Origin of the sequence: Streptomyces sp. NBC_00271 (assembly GCF_036178845.1) — a bacterium.
Classification (GTDB): domain Bacteria; phylum Actinomycetota; class Actinomycetes; order Streptomycetales; family Streptomycetaceae; genus Streptomyces.
In genome coordinates this window covers 6,026,273-6,040,286 of sequence record NZ_CP108070.1, presented here as the reverse complement: position 1 = coordinate 6,040,286, position 14,014 = coordinate 6,026,273, and the positions used below count along the sequence as shown (strand labels likewise).

Genomic DNA, 14,014 nt, shown 5'->3' with positions numbered 1-14,014 from the left:
GCCCACCGGCCACGACATCGCTCAACGGTCCACTCTCTCACCCGTGCCGGACGGGTCGGTGCTTTCCGGTGCGGTGTCCGGTGTCGGGTCACTCGGGTGCTCCGGGTCGTCTGCCCCGGACTCCGTCGTGGACTCCCCGTCGGGACCGTCCTTGGAGCGCTCAGTGTCCTCAGTAGTGTCTACGGTGCCCTCGGCGTCCGTGTTCACGCCGTTCAGAGCCTCGGCCCCGCCCTCGGTGTCGGGGGTGTTCTCCTGCTCCTCCTCGGCCTGGCGGGCCGCCGCGCGCTTGCGCTGGGTGTACATCCGGAATCCGGCGAGCACGAGCAGCAGGACGCCACCGCCGATCACCAGCATCACCGTGGGAGTGATCTCGGTGACCTTCACTTCGAACTTGACGGGGGGACCGTACGCCTGGCCGTCGTCCGTGAACAACTGCGCGACGACCGTCACCGGACCGTTGGCCTTCGCGGAGGTGGTGAACTTCACCGACTGGCTGTGCTCGCCCGCGACCTGGATCGGCCGCTCGTCGAAGGCGTCGTTGCCGATCTTGAGTCGGGTCGGCTGCAGTGAGGTGAGACGCAGCACCAGGTGGTGGACGCCCTGCACGAGGTTGTTCTGCACCGTCACGGGGATCGTGGCACTGCGGCCCGAGAGCTTCGCGTCGGACTTGTCGATCAGCCTGACGAGACCGGTGAGGTCGTCGAGGTACGACTTGACGCCGCTGCGGAAGGTCCCCGCCTGGTCGGCACGGCCGCGCCAGGACGTGGACATCCCTCGGTCTATGGCCCGACCGAAGGGAGTGACCACGCGGGACTTGTCGGTGAGGATGACCTTGAAGTTTTCGAGCGCGCTCTGTGTGCGCTGGATCTGCTCGAAGGCCGACCGCGGCAGCTCCTGCTTGCGCAGCGAGGAGGGGTACGAGGACGCCGAGGGCACCTTCGTCGTGGCGCTCGGGTCCGGCTTGGCTTTGGCGGCCGCGGGGAGGTTCTGGGAGTCGGACCAGTTCCCGTCCTGGAGGGCCCTCACCGCCGTCGCCATGGTCTGGGCCTGGCTCACGGAGGGCATGCGCTGCGGGGCGACGACGATGCTCCGCTGCTTGCTCGGCTCCTGCAGATCGACCATCAGGCTCTGGGCCAGGAATTCCTGCACGGCGAGCGTCGAGTTGTCGGCCTTCGCCATGTCGCCCTCGAACGCGGTCGACAGCCTGGAGTCCGCGACCACCGCCGTCGTGCCGCCCCCGATGGGGCGGGCGGCGGTGGGCGTGTAGGTGAGCCCGCCGGTCTCGCGCAGGCTGTCGCTGCGGGCGATCACCTTGTCGGCGCCGGCGGAGGTGGCGACCTTGACGATCGACGGATCGACCGCGCCCTCGGCGGGCCAGGCGAAGTCCGTGTTCGGCTTCACATGGAGGATCGTCTGCACCGTGCTGGAGGCCACGGTCGTGGCGTCCTTGAGGTGGCTGAGGGAGCCCGTGACGTCCTTGCCGTTGTGCGCCAGCGACGCGAGGTCGGGGTCGGCGAAGGGGAGAGCGACGACTTCCTTTTCCTTGTCCGCGACGGTCTTCTCGAGCTTGTCGAGCCACGCCTTGGCGACGGCCTGGTTCTTGCCCGCCGTCGTGGTGTCGCCGTTCTTGATCTGGTAGTTGCGCGTCATGGCGTCGACGGAGGCCAGCAGGTCCGGGTCGAGGACCCAGGTGACGTCGAGGTCGCTGCCCAGGGACAGGAGCTGGTCCAGGCGGCCGCCGGGGGAGATCTCCTTGGCCAGGTCGTCGTTCTGGAAGACAGGCGTCTGCTGCGCGTCCGAGCCGGTCTCCGCCCGCAGGTGGACCGTCGAGATCAGCGGCCAGAGATACGTCGTCTTCGTCTTCGTGTCGGCGCCGGCGGGCTGCCAGGGCAGGAACGTCCGCTTGATGCCGAGCACCTGGTCCCACGGCTGCGCGGCGGTCTGGCCGGTGAGGGAGACCCCGAGCTGGTACACCCCGTCGGAGTCGAGGTTCAGGTCTTTGACGGGCACCGAGATGCTGAAGTGCTGCGAGACGCCCGCGGCGAGCTTGGAGAACTTCTCGACGTACTTGCCGCCGACCTCCAGGGGGTCAGGACCCAGCTGGAACCCGGTGCGCTTCGCCGCGTCGTCGATGGCGACCCGGCCCTGGAGGGTCGGGCCCACCCGCAGGCCCACGTGCGCGCCCGTGACCGTCTGCTTGCCCTTGTTGGTGACCGAACCGGAGACGGTGATCGTGTCGCCCTCCGTGGGCGCGCTGGGGGTCAGCGAGTCCAGGGAGATGTCCACCGTGCCGGACCCGGTGGCGTCGGCCACAGCGGCCGTCTGAGCGGCGTGTGCGGCCGGGGAAGAGGGCAGCTGGAGCACGCCGGCCAGCAGGGGCGCACCGGCCAGCAGTGTGCCGGTGCGCCGCAGCCACCGGCGGGCAGGTGAGGGACTCATCCCCTGGAAGTCTGCCGCCTCGGCCACGCGCTCGTCCGTCCCTCGTCATCGTCAGTGGTCGTCGGAATGTGCGTCCACGCATGGTAACGATGTGCGCTGAGGGTAAGTGCCGCGGACCGCTTCGCAAGATCAGTAGACAGGGTCGAGTGTCCTGTATGCGTAAGTATTGATCCCCCACGAGAAGGGGATGGCTGTGCACGTTTTATGGAGGCGCCCGCGAGTGCCTCGGCCACGTACCCTTTTCTGTTGTGCCGAACGCCAACGAAGACAACCCCAGTGCCCTGAGTCAGGTGCAGCGCCGCGCGGTGAGTGAACTGTTGCGGGTGTCCCCTGTCGCCGACGACCTCGCCCGCCGTTTCCAGGAGGCGGGGTTCTCACTCGCCCTGGTCGGTGGCTCGGTCCGAGACGCGCTCCTTGGCCGGCTCGGCAATGATCTGGACTTCACGACCGACGCCCGCCCCGATGACGTACTGAAGATCGTGCGGCCCTGGGCGGACGCCGTCTGGGAGGTCGGGATCGCTTTCGGCACCGTCGGCGCGCAGAAGGACGCACGCGTGGACGACGTGCAGCAGTCCTTCCAGATCGAGATCACGACGTACCGCTCCGAGGCGTACGACCGGACCTCGCGCAAGCCCGAGGTGTCCTACGGCGACTCGATCGAGGAAGACCTCGTGCGCCGCGACTTCACTGTGAACGCGATGGCCGTGGCGCTGCCGGAGAAGGAGTTCATCGATCCGTACGGCGGTCGGGACGACCTGTCCGCGCGGGTCCTGCGCACTCCGGGTACACCCGAAGAGTCCTTCTCCGACGATCCGCTGCGGATGATGCGAGCCGCGCGGTTCGCCGCGCAGCTCGACTTCGAGGTGGCGCCCGACGTCGTCGCCGCGATGACGGACATGGCCGGGCGCATCGAGATCGTCTCGGCGGAGCGGGTGCGGGACGAGCTGAACAAGCTGGTCCTCTCCGCTCACCCGCGCAAGGGTCTGACGCTGCTCGTGGACACCGGCCTCGCCGACCATGTGCTGCCGGAGCTTCCCGCGCTGCGACTGGAGCGTGATGAGCACCACCGGCACAAGGACGTCTACGACCACACGCTGATCGTCCTGGAACAGGCCATGGCGCTCGAGGAAAATGGTCCGGACCTGACGCTCCGGATCGCCGCGCTGCTGCACGACATCGGCAAGCCGAGGACGCGGCGCTTCGAGAAGGACGGGCGGGTCTCCTTCCACCACCACGAGGTGGTGGGCGCGAAGATGACCAAGAAGCGGATGACGGCGCTCAAGTACTCCAATGACCTCGTGAAGGACGTCTCGCGTCTGGTCGAACTTCATCTGCGCTTTCACGGATACGGCACCGGCGAGTGGACGGACTCCGCGGTCCGTCGCTACGTCCGTGACGCGGGTCCGCTCCTCGACCGCCTCCACAAGCTGACCCGCTCCGACTGCACCACGCGCAACAAGCGCAAGGCGACGGCGCTCTCTCAGGCGTATGACGGCCTGGAGAAGCGCATCGCCGAGCTCCAGGAGCAGGAGGAGCTGGACGCGATCCGTCCCGACCTCGACGGCAACCAGATCATGGAGATCCTGGGCATCGGCCCTGGTCCGGCGATCGGCCAGGCGTACAAGTTCATGCTGGAGCTGAGGCTGGAGAACGGGCCCATGGGGCACGACGCTGCGGTGACGGCACTCAAGGAGTGGTGGGCCGAGCAGGACTGAGGCTCACAGAACGGGCCGCGTGGGGTCATGTTTCACGTGAAACATGACCCCGGGGTCTGTGCCGGGAACAACAAGGGGCGGTGTTTCACGTGAAACACCGCCCCTTGGCACGTTCAGATCGGCTGGGTTACTTGTTGGCCCCGAGGCACAGCGTGAAGGACTCGCCGGTTTCCTTCCACGTCAGCGTCGCCGTCGTGCCCGTGACGTTCTGGCACGTCAGTGAAGGAAGCGAGGCGCCGTCCGCCTTCTTGAGGACCTTGTGTGTGGCCTTGGAGTCGGTGCAGTCGACCTGGATGACGTCCGGGTCGTTGGCGGTCCCCTTGTTGTACAGGCAGTCGCCCACGGCCAGCTTCTTGGCGTCCTCGCTGTCGTTATTGAGCACCAAACCGCCCACGACGACGCTGAGGCCCGCAATGGCAAGGACTATGCGCAGGTACCACTTGACGCCGCGCTTCGGGCGCTGCGGTGCGACCGGAGCGTAGGGAATCGGTCCCTGCTGCGGGAAGCCCGGCTGGGCGGGCTGCTGGGGATACCCCTGCGGCGGCGCCCCGTACGGAGCCTGGCCCTGGGGCGGCTGTCCGTAGGGCTGCTGGCCCTGGGCGAACGGGTTCTGGCCCTGGGGCGGCGGAGTGGTCACTTAGGGGTCCCCCTAGAACGTAAGTGCGTGGCGTGAATAAGACGCACGTAAGTTATCGGGACCGACTGACAACGCAGTAGTCCAGAGAGGCTCTGTGGCCCTGATGTGACACTTACTGCATCTCAAAGCGGGCCATAGCAACAGCAATTGCTGTGTAGACCGCGGCCAGTGTGACGACGAGGGAAGCTGAGCGGCCGTCAGGAGGCAGCATCAGGGCGGCTACTGCGGCCGCGCCGACGAAGGCGATGTTGAACAGGACGTCGTAAACGGAGAAGATCCGGCCGCGGTAACCATCGTCGACCGAGGACTGCACGATCGTGTCGGTGGCGATCTTCGCGCCCTGTGTGGTCAGGCCGAGAACGAAGGCGGCGGCCAGCATGGGCGCTGCCTCGAAAGGGAGGCCGAGCGCCGGTTCCAGGACCGCCACCGCGGCCGCGCACGCGGCGATCCAGCCACCGGGGCCCAGTCGTCCCACGGCCCAGGGCGTCACCACGGCCGCGACGAAGAAGCCCGCCCCGGAGATGCCCACCGCCAGGCCCAGCAGGGCGACCCCGCCGTCGGAGCCGGACGACCAGGCGTACCGGCACAGCATCAGCACCATGACGGTCAGGGCGCCGTAGCAGAAGCGCATCAGGGTCATCGACAGGAGCGCCCAGGCCGCCTCCCGCCGCGCGGGCTCGGCGAGATGGCGCACACCGGCCGCGAGACCGCGCGCGGTGCCGGTGAGCGCCGTACGCAAGCTCGGCTGCACCAACTCCTGATCGGGGCCGAGCAGTTCCGGTGCCATGCGCAGCGAGGCGAGCGCGGCGCACAGATAGAGGGCCGCACCGAGGAGGACGACCGCCGCGTCCGAGTCCGAGGCGACCAGGCGTACGACGAACGCGAGACCGCCGCCCGCGGTCGCGGCGAGTGTTCCGGCGGTGGGCGACAGGGCGTTGGCCATGACCAGCCGGTGGGAGTCGACGACACGGGGCAGGGCGGCCGAGAGGCCCGCGAGGACGAACCGGTTGACCGCGGTGACGCACAGCGCGGAGGCGTAGAAGAGCCAGTCGGGGACATGGCTCAGCATCAGCAAGGCCGTCACACAGGCCAGCGCGGTCCGCAGCAGATTGCCGTACAGGAGGACCTGGCGGCGCCGCCAGCGGTCCAGCAGGACGCCGGCGAAGGGGCCGACCAGGGAGTACGGCAGGAGCAGTACCGCCATCGCGGAGGCGATAGAGGCCGCTGAGGTCTGCTTCTCCGGTGAGAAGACGACGTACGTGGCGAGCGCGACCTGGTAGACGCCGTCGGCGCCCTGGGACAGCAACCGGACACCGAGCAGGCGTCTGAAGCCTTGGAAGCGCAGGAGGACGCGCAGGTCACGCACGACAGCCATGGGGCACAGCCTCACATACGAGGAGGGTCCCCGGGTCAAAGACCCAGGGACCCTCGACGGGCAGGAGCGAAAAGCCCCTCGGCGCTCCGCGCCGTGTCTCGACGGCGCGCGGAGGCCTGTCTTGCTAGCGCTCGACCTCGCCCTTGATGAACTTCTCGACGTTGGCGAAGGCCTCGTCGTCGAAGTACTGGACCGGCGGGGACTTCATGAAGTACGAGGACGCCGACAGGATCGGGCCGCCGATGCCGCGGTCCTTGGCGATCTTCGCGGCGCGCAGGGCGTCGATGATGACACCCGCGGAGTTCGGGGAGTCCCAGACCTCGAGCTTGTACTCCAGGTTCAGCGGGACGTCACCGAAGGCGCGGCCCTCGAGACGGACGTACGCCCACTTGCGGTCGTCGAGCCAGGCCACGTAGTCCGAGGGACCGATGTGGACGTTCTTCTCGCCCATGTCGCGGTCGGGGATCTGCGAGGTGACGGCCTGCGTCTTCGAGATCTTCTTCGACTCGAGGCGGTCGCGCTCCAGCATGTTCTTGAAGTCCATGTTGCCGCCGACGTTGAGCTGCATGGTGCGCTCAAGACGGACACCGCGGTCCTCGAACAGCTTCGCCATCACACGGTGCGTGATCGTGGCGCCGACCTGCGACTTGATGTCGTCGCCGACGATCGGGACGCCCGCCTCGGTGAACTTGTCCGCCCACTCCTTGGTGCCGGCGATGAAGACCGGGAGGGCGTTGACGAAGGCGACCTTGGCGTCGATGGCGCACTGGGCGTAGAACTTCGCCGCGTCCTCGGAACCGACGGGCAGGTAGCAGACGAGGACGTCGACCTGCTTGTCCTTGAGGATCTGGACGATGTCGACCGGCGCCTCGGCGGACTCCTCGATGGTCATGCGGTAGTACTTGCCGAGACCGTCGAGGGTGTGGCCGCGCTGGACCGTGACGCCCTTGTTCGGGACGTCGCAGATCTTGATGGTGTTGTTCTCGCTGGCACCGATGGCGTCGGAGAGGTCGAGGCCGACCTTCTTCGCGTCGACGTCGAAGGCGGCGACGAACTCGACGTCACCGACGTGGTAGTCGCCGAACTGGACGTGCATCAGACCCGGGACCTTGGACGCCGGGTCGGCGTCCTTGTAGTACTCGACGCCCTGCACCAGCGAGGCGGCGCAGTTGCCCACGCCGACGATGGCTACGCGAACCGAACCCATTCCGGTTGCTCCCTGTGTGTACGAGGTGAAGCCCCGACTGGACCTCACGTGGTGGTGTCGTCGGACGGATCCGGCCGGGACTGGTCCCGGTGCCGGGGCAGGCCGCCCGTCTCTCCAGATGTGCTGTTCTGCTGAGCGGAGCCTTCGAAGGCGCCCGGAGAGCTGCCTTCGGGGACACCTCGTGAGGTGCCTTCGGAGGCGGAGTCCTTGACGTCCCGTCCTGCCCGCTCGCTCTCGATGAGCTCGTTCAGCCAGCGCACTTCGCGCTCCACGGACTCCATTCCGTGGCGCTGGAGCTCAAGGGTGTAGTCGTCGAGGCGCTCCCTGGTGCGTGCCAGCGAGGCACGCATCTTCTCCAGTCGCTCCTCGAGCCGACTGCGGCGGCCCTCCAGTACGCGCATGCGCACGTCGCGTGACGTCTGCCCGAAGAACGCGAAACGAGCGGCGAAGTGCTCGTCCTCGTATGCGTCGGGCCCCGTCTGCGCGAGCAACTCCTCGAAGTGCTCTTTACCTTCAGCCGTCAACCGATAGACGATCTTGGCGCGACGCCCAGCAAGCGGAGCGGCGAGGGCGTCCTCGGTGGTGCTCCCCGATTCCTCGATCAACCAGCCGCTCGTGACCAGCGTCTTGAGGCAGGGGTAGAGCGTCCCGTAGCTGAACGCACGGAACACACCCAGTGACGTATTGAGTCGTTTGCGCAGCTCATAGCCGTGCATCGGGGACTCGCGAAGCAGGCCGAGTACGGCGAACTCGAGGATCCCGGAACGCCGGCTCATGTCGCCTCCTCACTGCCACGGTGTCCTCGGCACGTTCTTTATGCCGAGCTGATGTATCGACTCGATACATCAGCACGATAGATCGGCCATCCGTCTGCGACAAGGGGGGCCATGGTGAACGGCGTCACATCACCGATTCATACGAAGCAAGTTGCCTGATTTGGGGTGAACTTCAGGATTAGGGGGGTTTTGACGGTGCGTAGTCTGTGCGCCATGCAAAACCACCGGGAACCGAGTGACGCCTGAGGGCGTCCTCATCCCTGGTGCAGTACGGGTGAATGCGCAAACGACCGCATCCGTACTTCGGGGGGACCGGAAACCAGCTGCCGTTTCCAGGCGCGCACGGGTGCGCCTGCCCGAGGAGTAATCGTTCGATGAGCGAGCACCGTCGCAAACCGTCGCAGCCACAGGGCGGCGGACGTGCCGCGGCCCGACGCGGCCAGACCGGCCCGTCCTCCGGCCGCCGTGCGGCACCGCGAGGCGCCACCGGGTCCCCTGCCGACTCCTACGAGTCGGGAGGTGAGGAGGAGCGCCCCTACACCGGCCGCGCCGAGGCCCGGCGCGCAGCCCAGAGAAGCAGCAGTGGCGGCCGGCGCAGAGGCGCCGACGCCACAGGGCCCGGCGGCCGCCGCGGCGGTCCTGAGGGACCCGGGCGCGCGCGGGCCTCTGGGCCCGTAAAGAAGCGTTTCATCGACTACCCGCGCGCGGGTAAGTCGGGGGCCGGGCGCTGGATGCCCTCCTGGAAGCTGGTGACGGGTACGTTCCTCACCTTCTGCGGGGGGTTGCTGGTCGCGGCAGGCATCGGGTACGCCATGGTGGGCGTCCCGAACCCGAACGACACCGCCCTGGCCCAGAACAACGTCTTCTACTGGTCCGACGGGACTCAGATGGCAGCCACCGGCGGCCAGACGAACCGGCAGATCGTGGGGCCGGAGGCGATCCCGAAGGCCATGAAGAACGCGGTGGTCTCCGCCGAGAACGCGTCCTTCTACAAGGACCGAGGTGTCGATCCGAAGGGCATTGCGCGCGCCTTCGTCAACATGGCCCGGGGTGGCGAGACACAGGGTGGCTCGACCATCACTCAGCAGTACGTGAAGAACACGTACCTGAACCAGGACCAGACCATCACGCGCAAGTTCAAAGAGCTCTTCATCTCCATCAAGGTGAACTCGAAGCTGAGCAAGGACCAGATCCTCGCGGGCTACCTGAACACCGCGTACTACGGGCGCAACGCCTACGGGATCCAGGCGGCGGCCCAGGCCTACTTCGGTGTGGACGCCGAAAAGCTCAGCACCGAGCAGTGCGTCTTCCTCGCGTCCGTTCTCAAGGGCCCGAACCTGTACAACCCCGACGGGGGTGTCGGGGCGCTGGCCGATCCCGACTCCAACACCAAGCGGGTCAAGGAACGGTGGACATGGATCCTCGACCGTGAGGTCACGGTCGGGAACATGACCCAGGCCGAGCGGACCAAGATTAAGACATTCCCCACGCTCAAGAAGGCGAATTCGACCCTGTCCGGCCAGACCGGTTACCTCGTCGACATCGCCAAGGAGTACGTGGCGAAGAAGGCCGGCATCACGCCGGAGCAGTTGGAGAAGGGCGGCTACCGGATCTACACGACCTTCGACAAGAAGAAGGTCACTGAGCTGGAGAAGGCCGTCAAGGCGACGAAGAAGAGCTTCCTCGATACCAAGGCGCGGCCCAAGACCGACAAGGACGTGCAGTTCGGCGCGGCGTCGGTCGATCCGAAGACCGGCAAGATCGTGGCGCTCTACGGGGGCGACGGCTTCGACAAGGGCCACTACTCCAACAACGCCAATACGACGGGTGTGCCGGTCGGATCGACCTGGAAGCCGATCGTGCTGGCCACCGCGATGCAGTACGGAACGTACAAGACCACCCCAGAGCCCCTCTCGCCGATGGCCCGCTACAACGGCGACGACCTTCTGGTGATCAAGGACCAGAACGGCGACCCGATCATGGGTAACGACGGGAAGCCGTTCCGGCAGAAGAACGAGGGCACCAAGGCCTGGGGGATGGTGACGCTCAAGAAGGCCATGGAGCAGTCCATCAACTCCCCGTTCGCGCAGCTGGGCGTCGACGTCGGCCTTTCCAAGACCCGGAAGGTCGCGCAGTCCATGGGCATCCTGCAGGACTCCTTCGACCAGGGAAACCTCAACAACGTCTCCTTCTCCCTCGGTACGTCGACCCCGAGCGCCATTCGCATGGCCGACGCGTACGGAACCTTCGCCGCGTCGGGCTCGCACTACGAGCCGTACTCGGTCACCAAGGTGCTCAAGGACAGCGAGCCGCTCCCCGACTTCAAGCCGCCCGCCGAGCAGACCGCGATGCCCGAGAACGTGGCGAACAACGTCACCGACGTCCTGCAGAACGTGGTCCAGAACGGAACCGGCAAGAAGGTCGCCGACATGGGCTTCCCCGTGGCCGGCAAGACGGGTACGACCGACAAGAACAAGTCGGCGTGGTTCGTCGGCTACACCAGGGAGCTGTCCACGGCCGTCACCCTGTTCAGGTCCGACCCGAAGACGAGCAAGCTGGAATCGATGAACGGCACCGGCGGTGTGGCGTCCGTCCACGGTGGTGACATCCCGGCCCAGGTCTGGAAGGACTACATGGCCGTGGCCCTGAAGGACTCCAAGCACGAGGACTTCCCGAAGGCCGAACCGCTCGGCGAGATCCTCAACGCCAGCCCCAGCCCGAGCCCGACCCCGTCGACCACACCGTCGCCGTCGGCCAGCCCGACGCCGAGTACCTCGCCGAGCCCGTCCCTCAGCAGCTCTCCCACGGCCTCGCCGACCGACACCTGCGGCAACTTCAGCTGGAACTGTGGGAACAACGGTGGGACGGACGCGGGGGGCAGCGGCGGTCCGACCGGAAGCACGTCACCCACGGCGACGGCGACCATTACCAACGGGAACACCAGAGGTAATGGCAACGGCGGCATCTTCGCCGGACAGAACGGCGGATAGGTAGACGCGTAACCCGAGGAACAGGGGCCGTCAGCTGTGGCTGACGGCCCCTGTTCTCTTACCGCCCCTGCGGCCATTCTCAGACGCGTACGGCAGGATGTGCGCCATGCCCAGTGCAGAGACGACGCGAACGAGCGTGCGCGAGCCGGAGCCGGTGCGGCCGACCAAGGACGATGAGGTCGCCGCGGCCGGAAGTGAGCTGATCGGCGGCCCCATCGGACGGAGAGCACTGCTGGGGGCGTCCTGGTGGACCCCGGTACGGGTGATCGCACTCGTCGCGATCGGCATGTTCGCCCTCGGTATGGTGCAGAAACTGCCCTGCTACGACAGTGGCTGGTTCTTCGGGGCCAGCACGCAGTACACGCACGCGTGCTACTCGGACATCCCGCACCTCTACCAGGGACGCGGTTTCGCCGACGGGCTCGTGCCGTACTTCGACAAGCTCCCCGGCGACATGGACTACCTCGAGTACCCGGTCCTGACCGGTCTGTTCATGGAGGTCGCGGCCTGGCTCACGCCGGGCGGCGGCAGCATCCAGCACCAGGAGCAGATCTACTGGATGGTCAACGCCGGGATGCTGATGGTGTGCGCGGCGGTCATCGCCGTATGCACCGCGCGCACCCACCGCCTGCGCCCCTGGGACGGCCTCCTGGTCGCCCTCGCGCCCGCCTTCGCGCTCACGGCCACCATCAACTGGGACCTCCTCGCGGTGGCCCTGCTGGCCGCCGCGATGCTCATGTGGTCGCGTGGCCGCTCCCTCGCTTTCGGTGTCCTGCTCGGGCTCGCCACGGCCGCCAAGTTCTACCCGTTCCTGCTCATGGGACCGCTGCTCGTGCTGTGCTGGCGGGCGGGCAAGTGGCGGGAGTTCGGGAACGCGCTCATGGGCGCGGTCGGAGCCTGGCTCGTGGTGAACCTTCCCGTGATGTACCTCGCGCCGGAAGGCTGGGCGAAGTTCTACAGCTTCAGCCAGACCAGGGGGATCGACTTCGGTTCGGTCTTTCTGTTCATCTCCACCTGGTGGAAGATCCCGATCAGCTACCAGACGGCGAACGCGTGGGCGCTGGTCCTGATGGTGCTCGTCTGCGTGGCCATGGCCGCGCTCGTGCTCACCGCCCCGCGCCGCCCCCGCTTCGCCCAGCTGGCCTTCCTGATCGTCGCGGCCTTCATCCTCACCAACAAGGTCTACTCCCCCCAGTACGTGCTGTGGCTGATCCCCCTGGCCGCGCTGGCCCGGCCGAAGTGGCGGGACTTCCTGATCTGGCAGGCGTGCGAGGTCGCGTACTTCCTGGGGATCTGGATGTACCTCGCGTACACGACCAGCGGGGAGGCCCACAAGGGCCTCTCCTCCCACGGGTACCAGTTCGCGATCGCCGCCCACCTCCTGGGGACGCTGTACCTGTGCGCCGTGGTCGTACGCGACATCCTCATGCCGGAGCGGGACGTCGTGCGCAGGGCGGGCGAGGACGATCCCTCGGGAGGCGTCCTGGACGGTGCGGAGGACGTCTTCGTGCTCGGCGAGGCGGCCCATCCACCGCGGCACGCGGCGCACTTCGACGGACCCCAGGTGGAATGGGGCGGCAACGGCGGCGGGTCGGCCCGGGAAGACAGTTCACTCTGAGCGAACAGGGCTCGGCCCGGCTCTGACGGGCAACGCGAAAGGCCGTACACGGTATGTGTGTACGGCCTTTCCGCTGTTTCCTCAGGGGGCGGAGACAGGTGTCCCCGTCCCGGGATCAGCGCTCCACGATGCGGTCGAACTGCGTGGTGGTGTGCCGCAGATGGGCCACCAGCTCGTCGCCGACCCGCGGCTCCGTGGCGTCCGACGGCACGAAGAGGATCGACACCTGCATGTGCGGCGGCTCGGCGAACCAGCGCTGCTTGCCGGCCCAGACGAACGGAGAAAGGTTCCGGTTGACCGTCGCCAGGCCGGCCCGGGCGACGCCCTTGGCGCGCGGCATGACGCCGTGCAGAGCCTTCGGAGCCTCCAGGCCCACTCCGTGCGACGTACCGCCCGCCACGACGACCAGCCAGCCGTCGGAGGCCGTCTTCTGCTGCCGGTAGCCGAAACGGTCGCCCTTGGAGACACGGGTGACGTCCAGGACGGCTCCGCGGTACTCGGTCGCCTCGTGGTCCCCCAGCCACAGCCGGGTGCCGATACGGGCGCGGAAGCGGGTCTGCGGGAACTGCTGCTGCAGCCGCGCGAGCTCATCGGCCTTGAGGTGGCTGACGAACATCGTGTGCAGCGGCAGCCGGGCCGCGCGCAGACGGTCCATCCAGCCGATGACCTCCTCGACGGCGTCCGAGCCGTCGGTGCGGTCCAGCGGCAGGTGGATGGCGAAGCCCTCCAGCCGGACGTTCTCTATGGCGGAGTGCAGATGCGGCAGATCCTGCTCGCTGACACCGTGCCGCTTCATCGAGGACATCACCTCGATGACGACACGGGCGCCCACGAGGCCGTACACGCCGTCGATGGACGACACCGAGCGGATGACACGGTCGGGCAGCGGTACGGGCTCCTCGCCCCGCCTGAACGGCGTCAGGACCAGTAGATCGCCGCCGAACCAGTCCTTGATCCGGGCGGCCTCGTACGTGGTGCCGACGGCCAGGATGTCCGAGCCGAGGCGGGTGGCCTCGTCGGCGAGCCGCTCGTGGCCGAAGCCGTAGCCGTTGCCCTTGCAGACGGGGACGAGCCCCGGAAACTGCTCGGACACCTGCTTGTGGTGTGCCCGCCAGCGCGCGGTGTCGACGTAGAGCGTGAGCGCCATGGCCGGTCCCGGAACCTTTCTCGTGGCTGCGGTGAATCAGAGGTAGGGAAATTGTGGCGGATCCGCCGGACCGACGGGGCCACGCCGGGCCGGATGGGAGGCTCGGCATG

At 67.4% G+C, this 14,014-nt stretch carries 9 protein-coding genes; 3 read left to right on the top strand and 6 right to left on the bottom strand.

Annotation, left to right across the window (positions count from 1 at the left end; translation table 11 throughout):
- Positions 1-21 precede the first annotated feature (21 nt).
- A complete protein-coding gene (locus OG798_RS27560; RefSeq protein WP_328757861.1) occupies positions 22-2,466 on the bottom strand; it encodes a DUF6049 family protein in 2,445 nt (814 codons plus the stop codon).
- Positions 2,467-2,687: 221 nt separating this feature from the next.
- On the opposite strand from OG798_RS27560, the gene OG798_RS27555 reads away from it, so the two are divergent.
- Complete coding sequence (locus OG798_RS27555; protein WP_328757860.1) at positions 2,688-4,154, top strand: CCA tRNA nucleotidyltransferase; 1,467 nt, start codon at positions 2,688-2,690, stop codon at positions 4,152-4,154.
- Between the two features lie 127 nt (positions 4,155-4,281).
- On the opposite strand, the gene OG798_RS27550 is transcribed toward OG798_RS27555, so the two are convergent.
- The 4 genes from OG798_RS27550 to OG798_RS27535 all read right to left on the bottom strand — a co-directional run bounded on the left by OG798_RS27550 (position 4,282) and on the right by OG798_RS27535 (position 8,149).
- The gene (locus tag OG798_RS27550) at positions 4,282-4,791 is read right to left on the bottom strand and encodes an LppU/SCO3897 family protein (protein ID WP_095853699.1); all 510 of its coding nucleotides are present in this window, start codon (positions 4,789-4,791) and stop codon (positions 4,282-4,284) included.
- A 112-nt stretch (positions 4,792-4,903) separates the two neighbouring features.
- Positions 4,904-6,166 (bottom strand): MFS transporter, encoded by a 1,263-nt coding sequence (locus OG798_RS27545; protein ID WP_328757859.1) that lies wholly within the window; start codon positions 6,164-6,166, stop codon positions 4,904-4,906.
- Between the two features lie 124 nt (positions 6,167-6,290).
- The gene (locus OG798_RS27540; protein WP_067376714.1) at positions 6,291-7,373 is read right to left on the bottom strand and encodes an inositol-3-phosphate synthase; all 1,083 of its coding nucleotides are present in this window, start codon (positions 7,371-7,373) and stop codon (positions 6,291-6,293) included.
- A 44-nt stretch (positions 7,374-7,417) separates the two neighbouring features.
- The gene (locus OG798_RS27535) at positions 7,418-8,149 is read right to left on the bottom strand and encodes a PadR family transcriptional regulator (protein ID WP_095853701.1); all 732 of its coding nucleotides are present in this window, start codon (positions 8,147-8,149) and stop codon (positions 7,418-7,420) included.
- A 374-nt stretch (positions 8,150-8,523) separates the two neighbouring features.
- On the opposite strand from OG798_RS27535, the gene OG798_RS27530 reads away from it, so the two are divergent.
- Positions 8,524-11,139: a transglycosylase domain-containing protein gene (locus OG798_RS27530; RefSeq protein ID WP_267062321.1), complete on the top strand. Its 2,616-nt coding sequence runs from the start codon at positions 8,524-8,526 to the stop codon at positions 11,137-11,139.
- 106 nt (positions 11,140-11,245) lie between these two features.
- Entirely contained in the window at positions 11,246-12,757 is a 1,512-nt protein-coding gene (locus tag OG798_RS27525; protein ID WP_267062320.1) for a glycosyltransferase family 87 protein, read from the top strand.
- 115 nt (positions 12,758-12,872) lie between these two features.
- Here the strand turns inward: OG798_RS27525 and OG798_RS27520 are convergent, their stop codons facing one another.
- Positions 12,873-13,904, bottom strand: a complete 1,032-nt coding sequence (locus tag OG798_RS27520; protein WP_054236450.1) for an alanine racemase — start codon at positions 13,902-13,904, stop codon at positions 12,873-12,875.
- Positions 13,905-14,014: the final 110 nt, after the last annotated feature.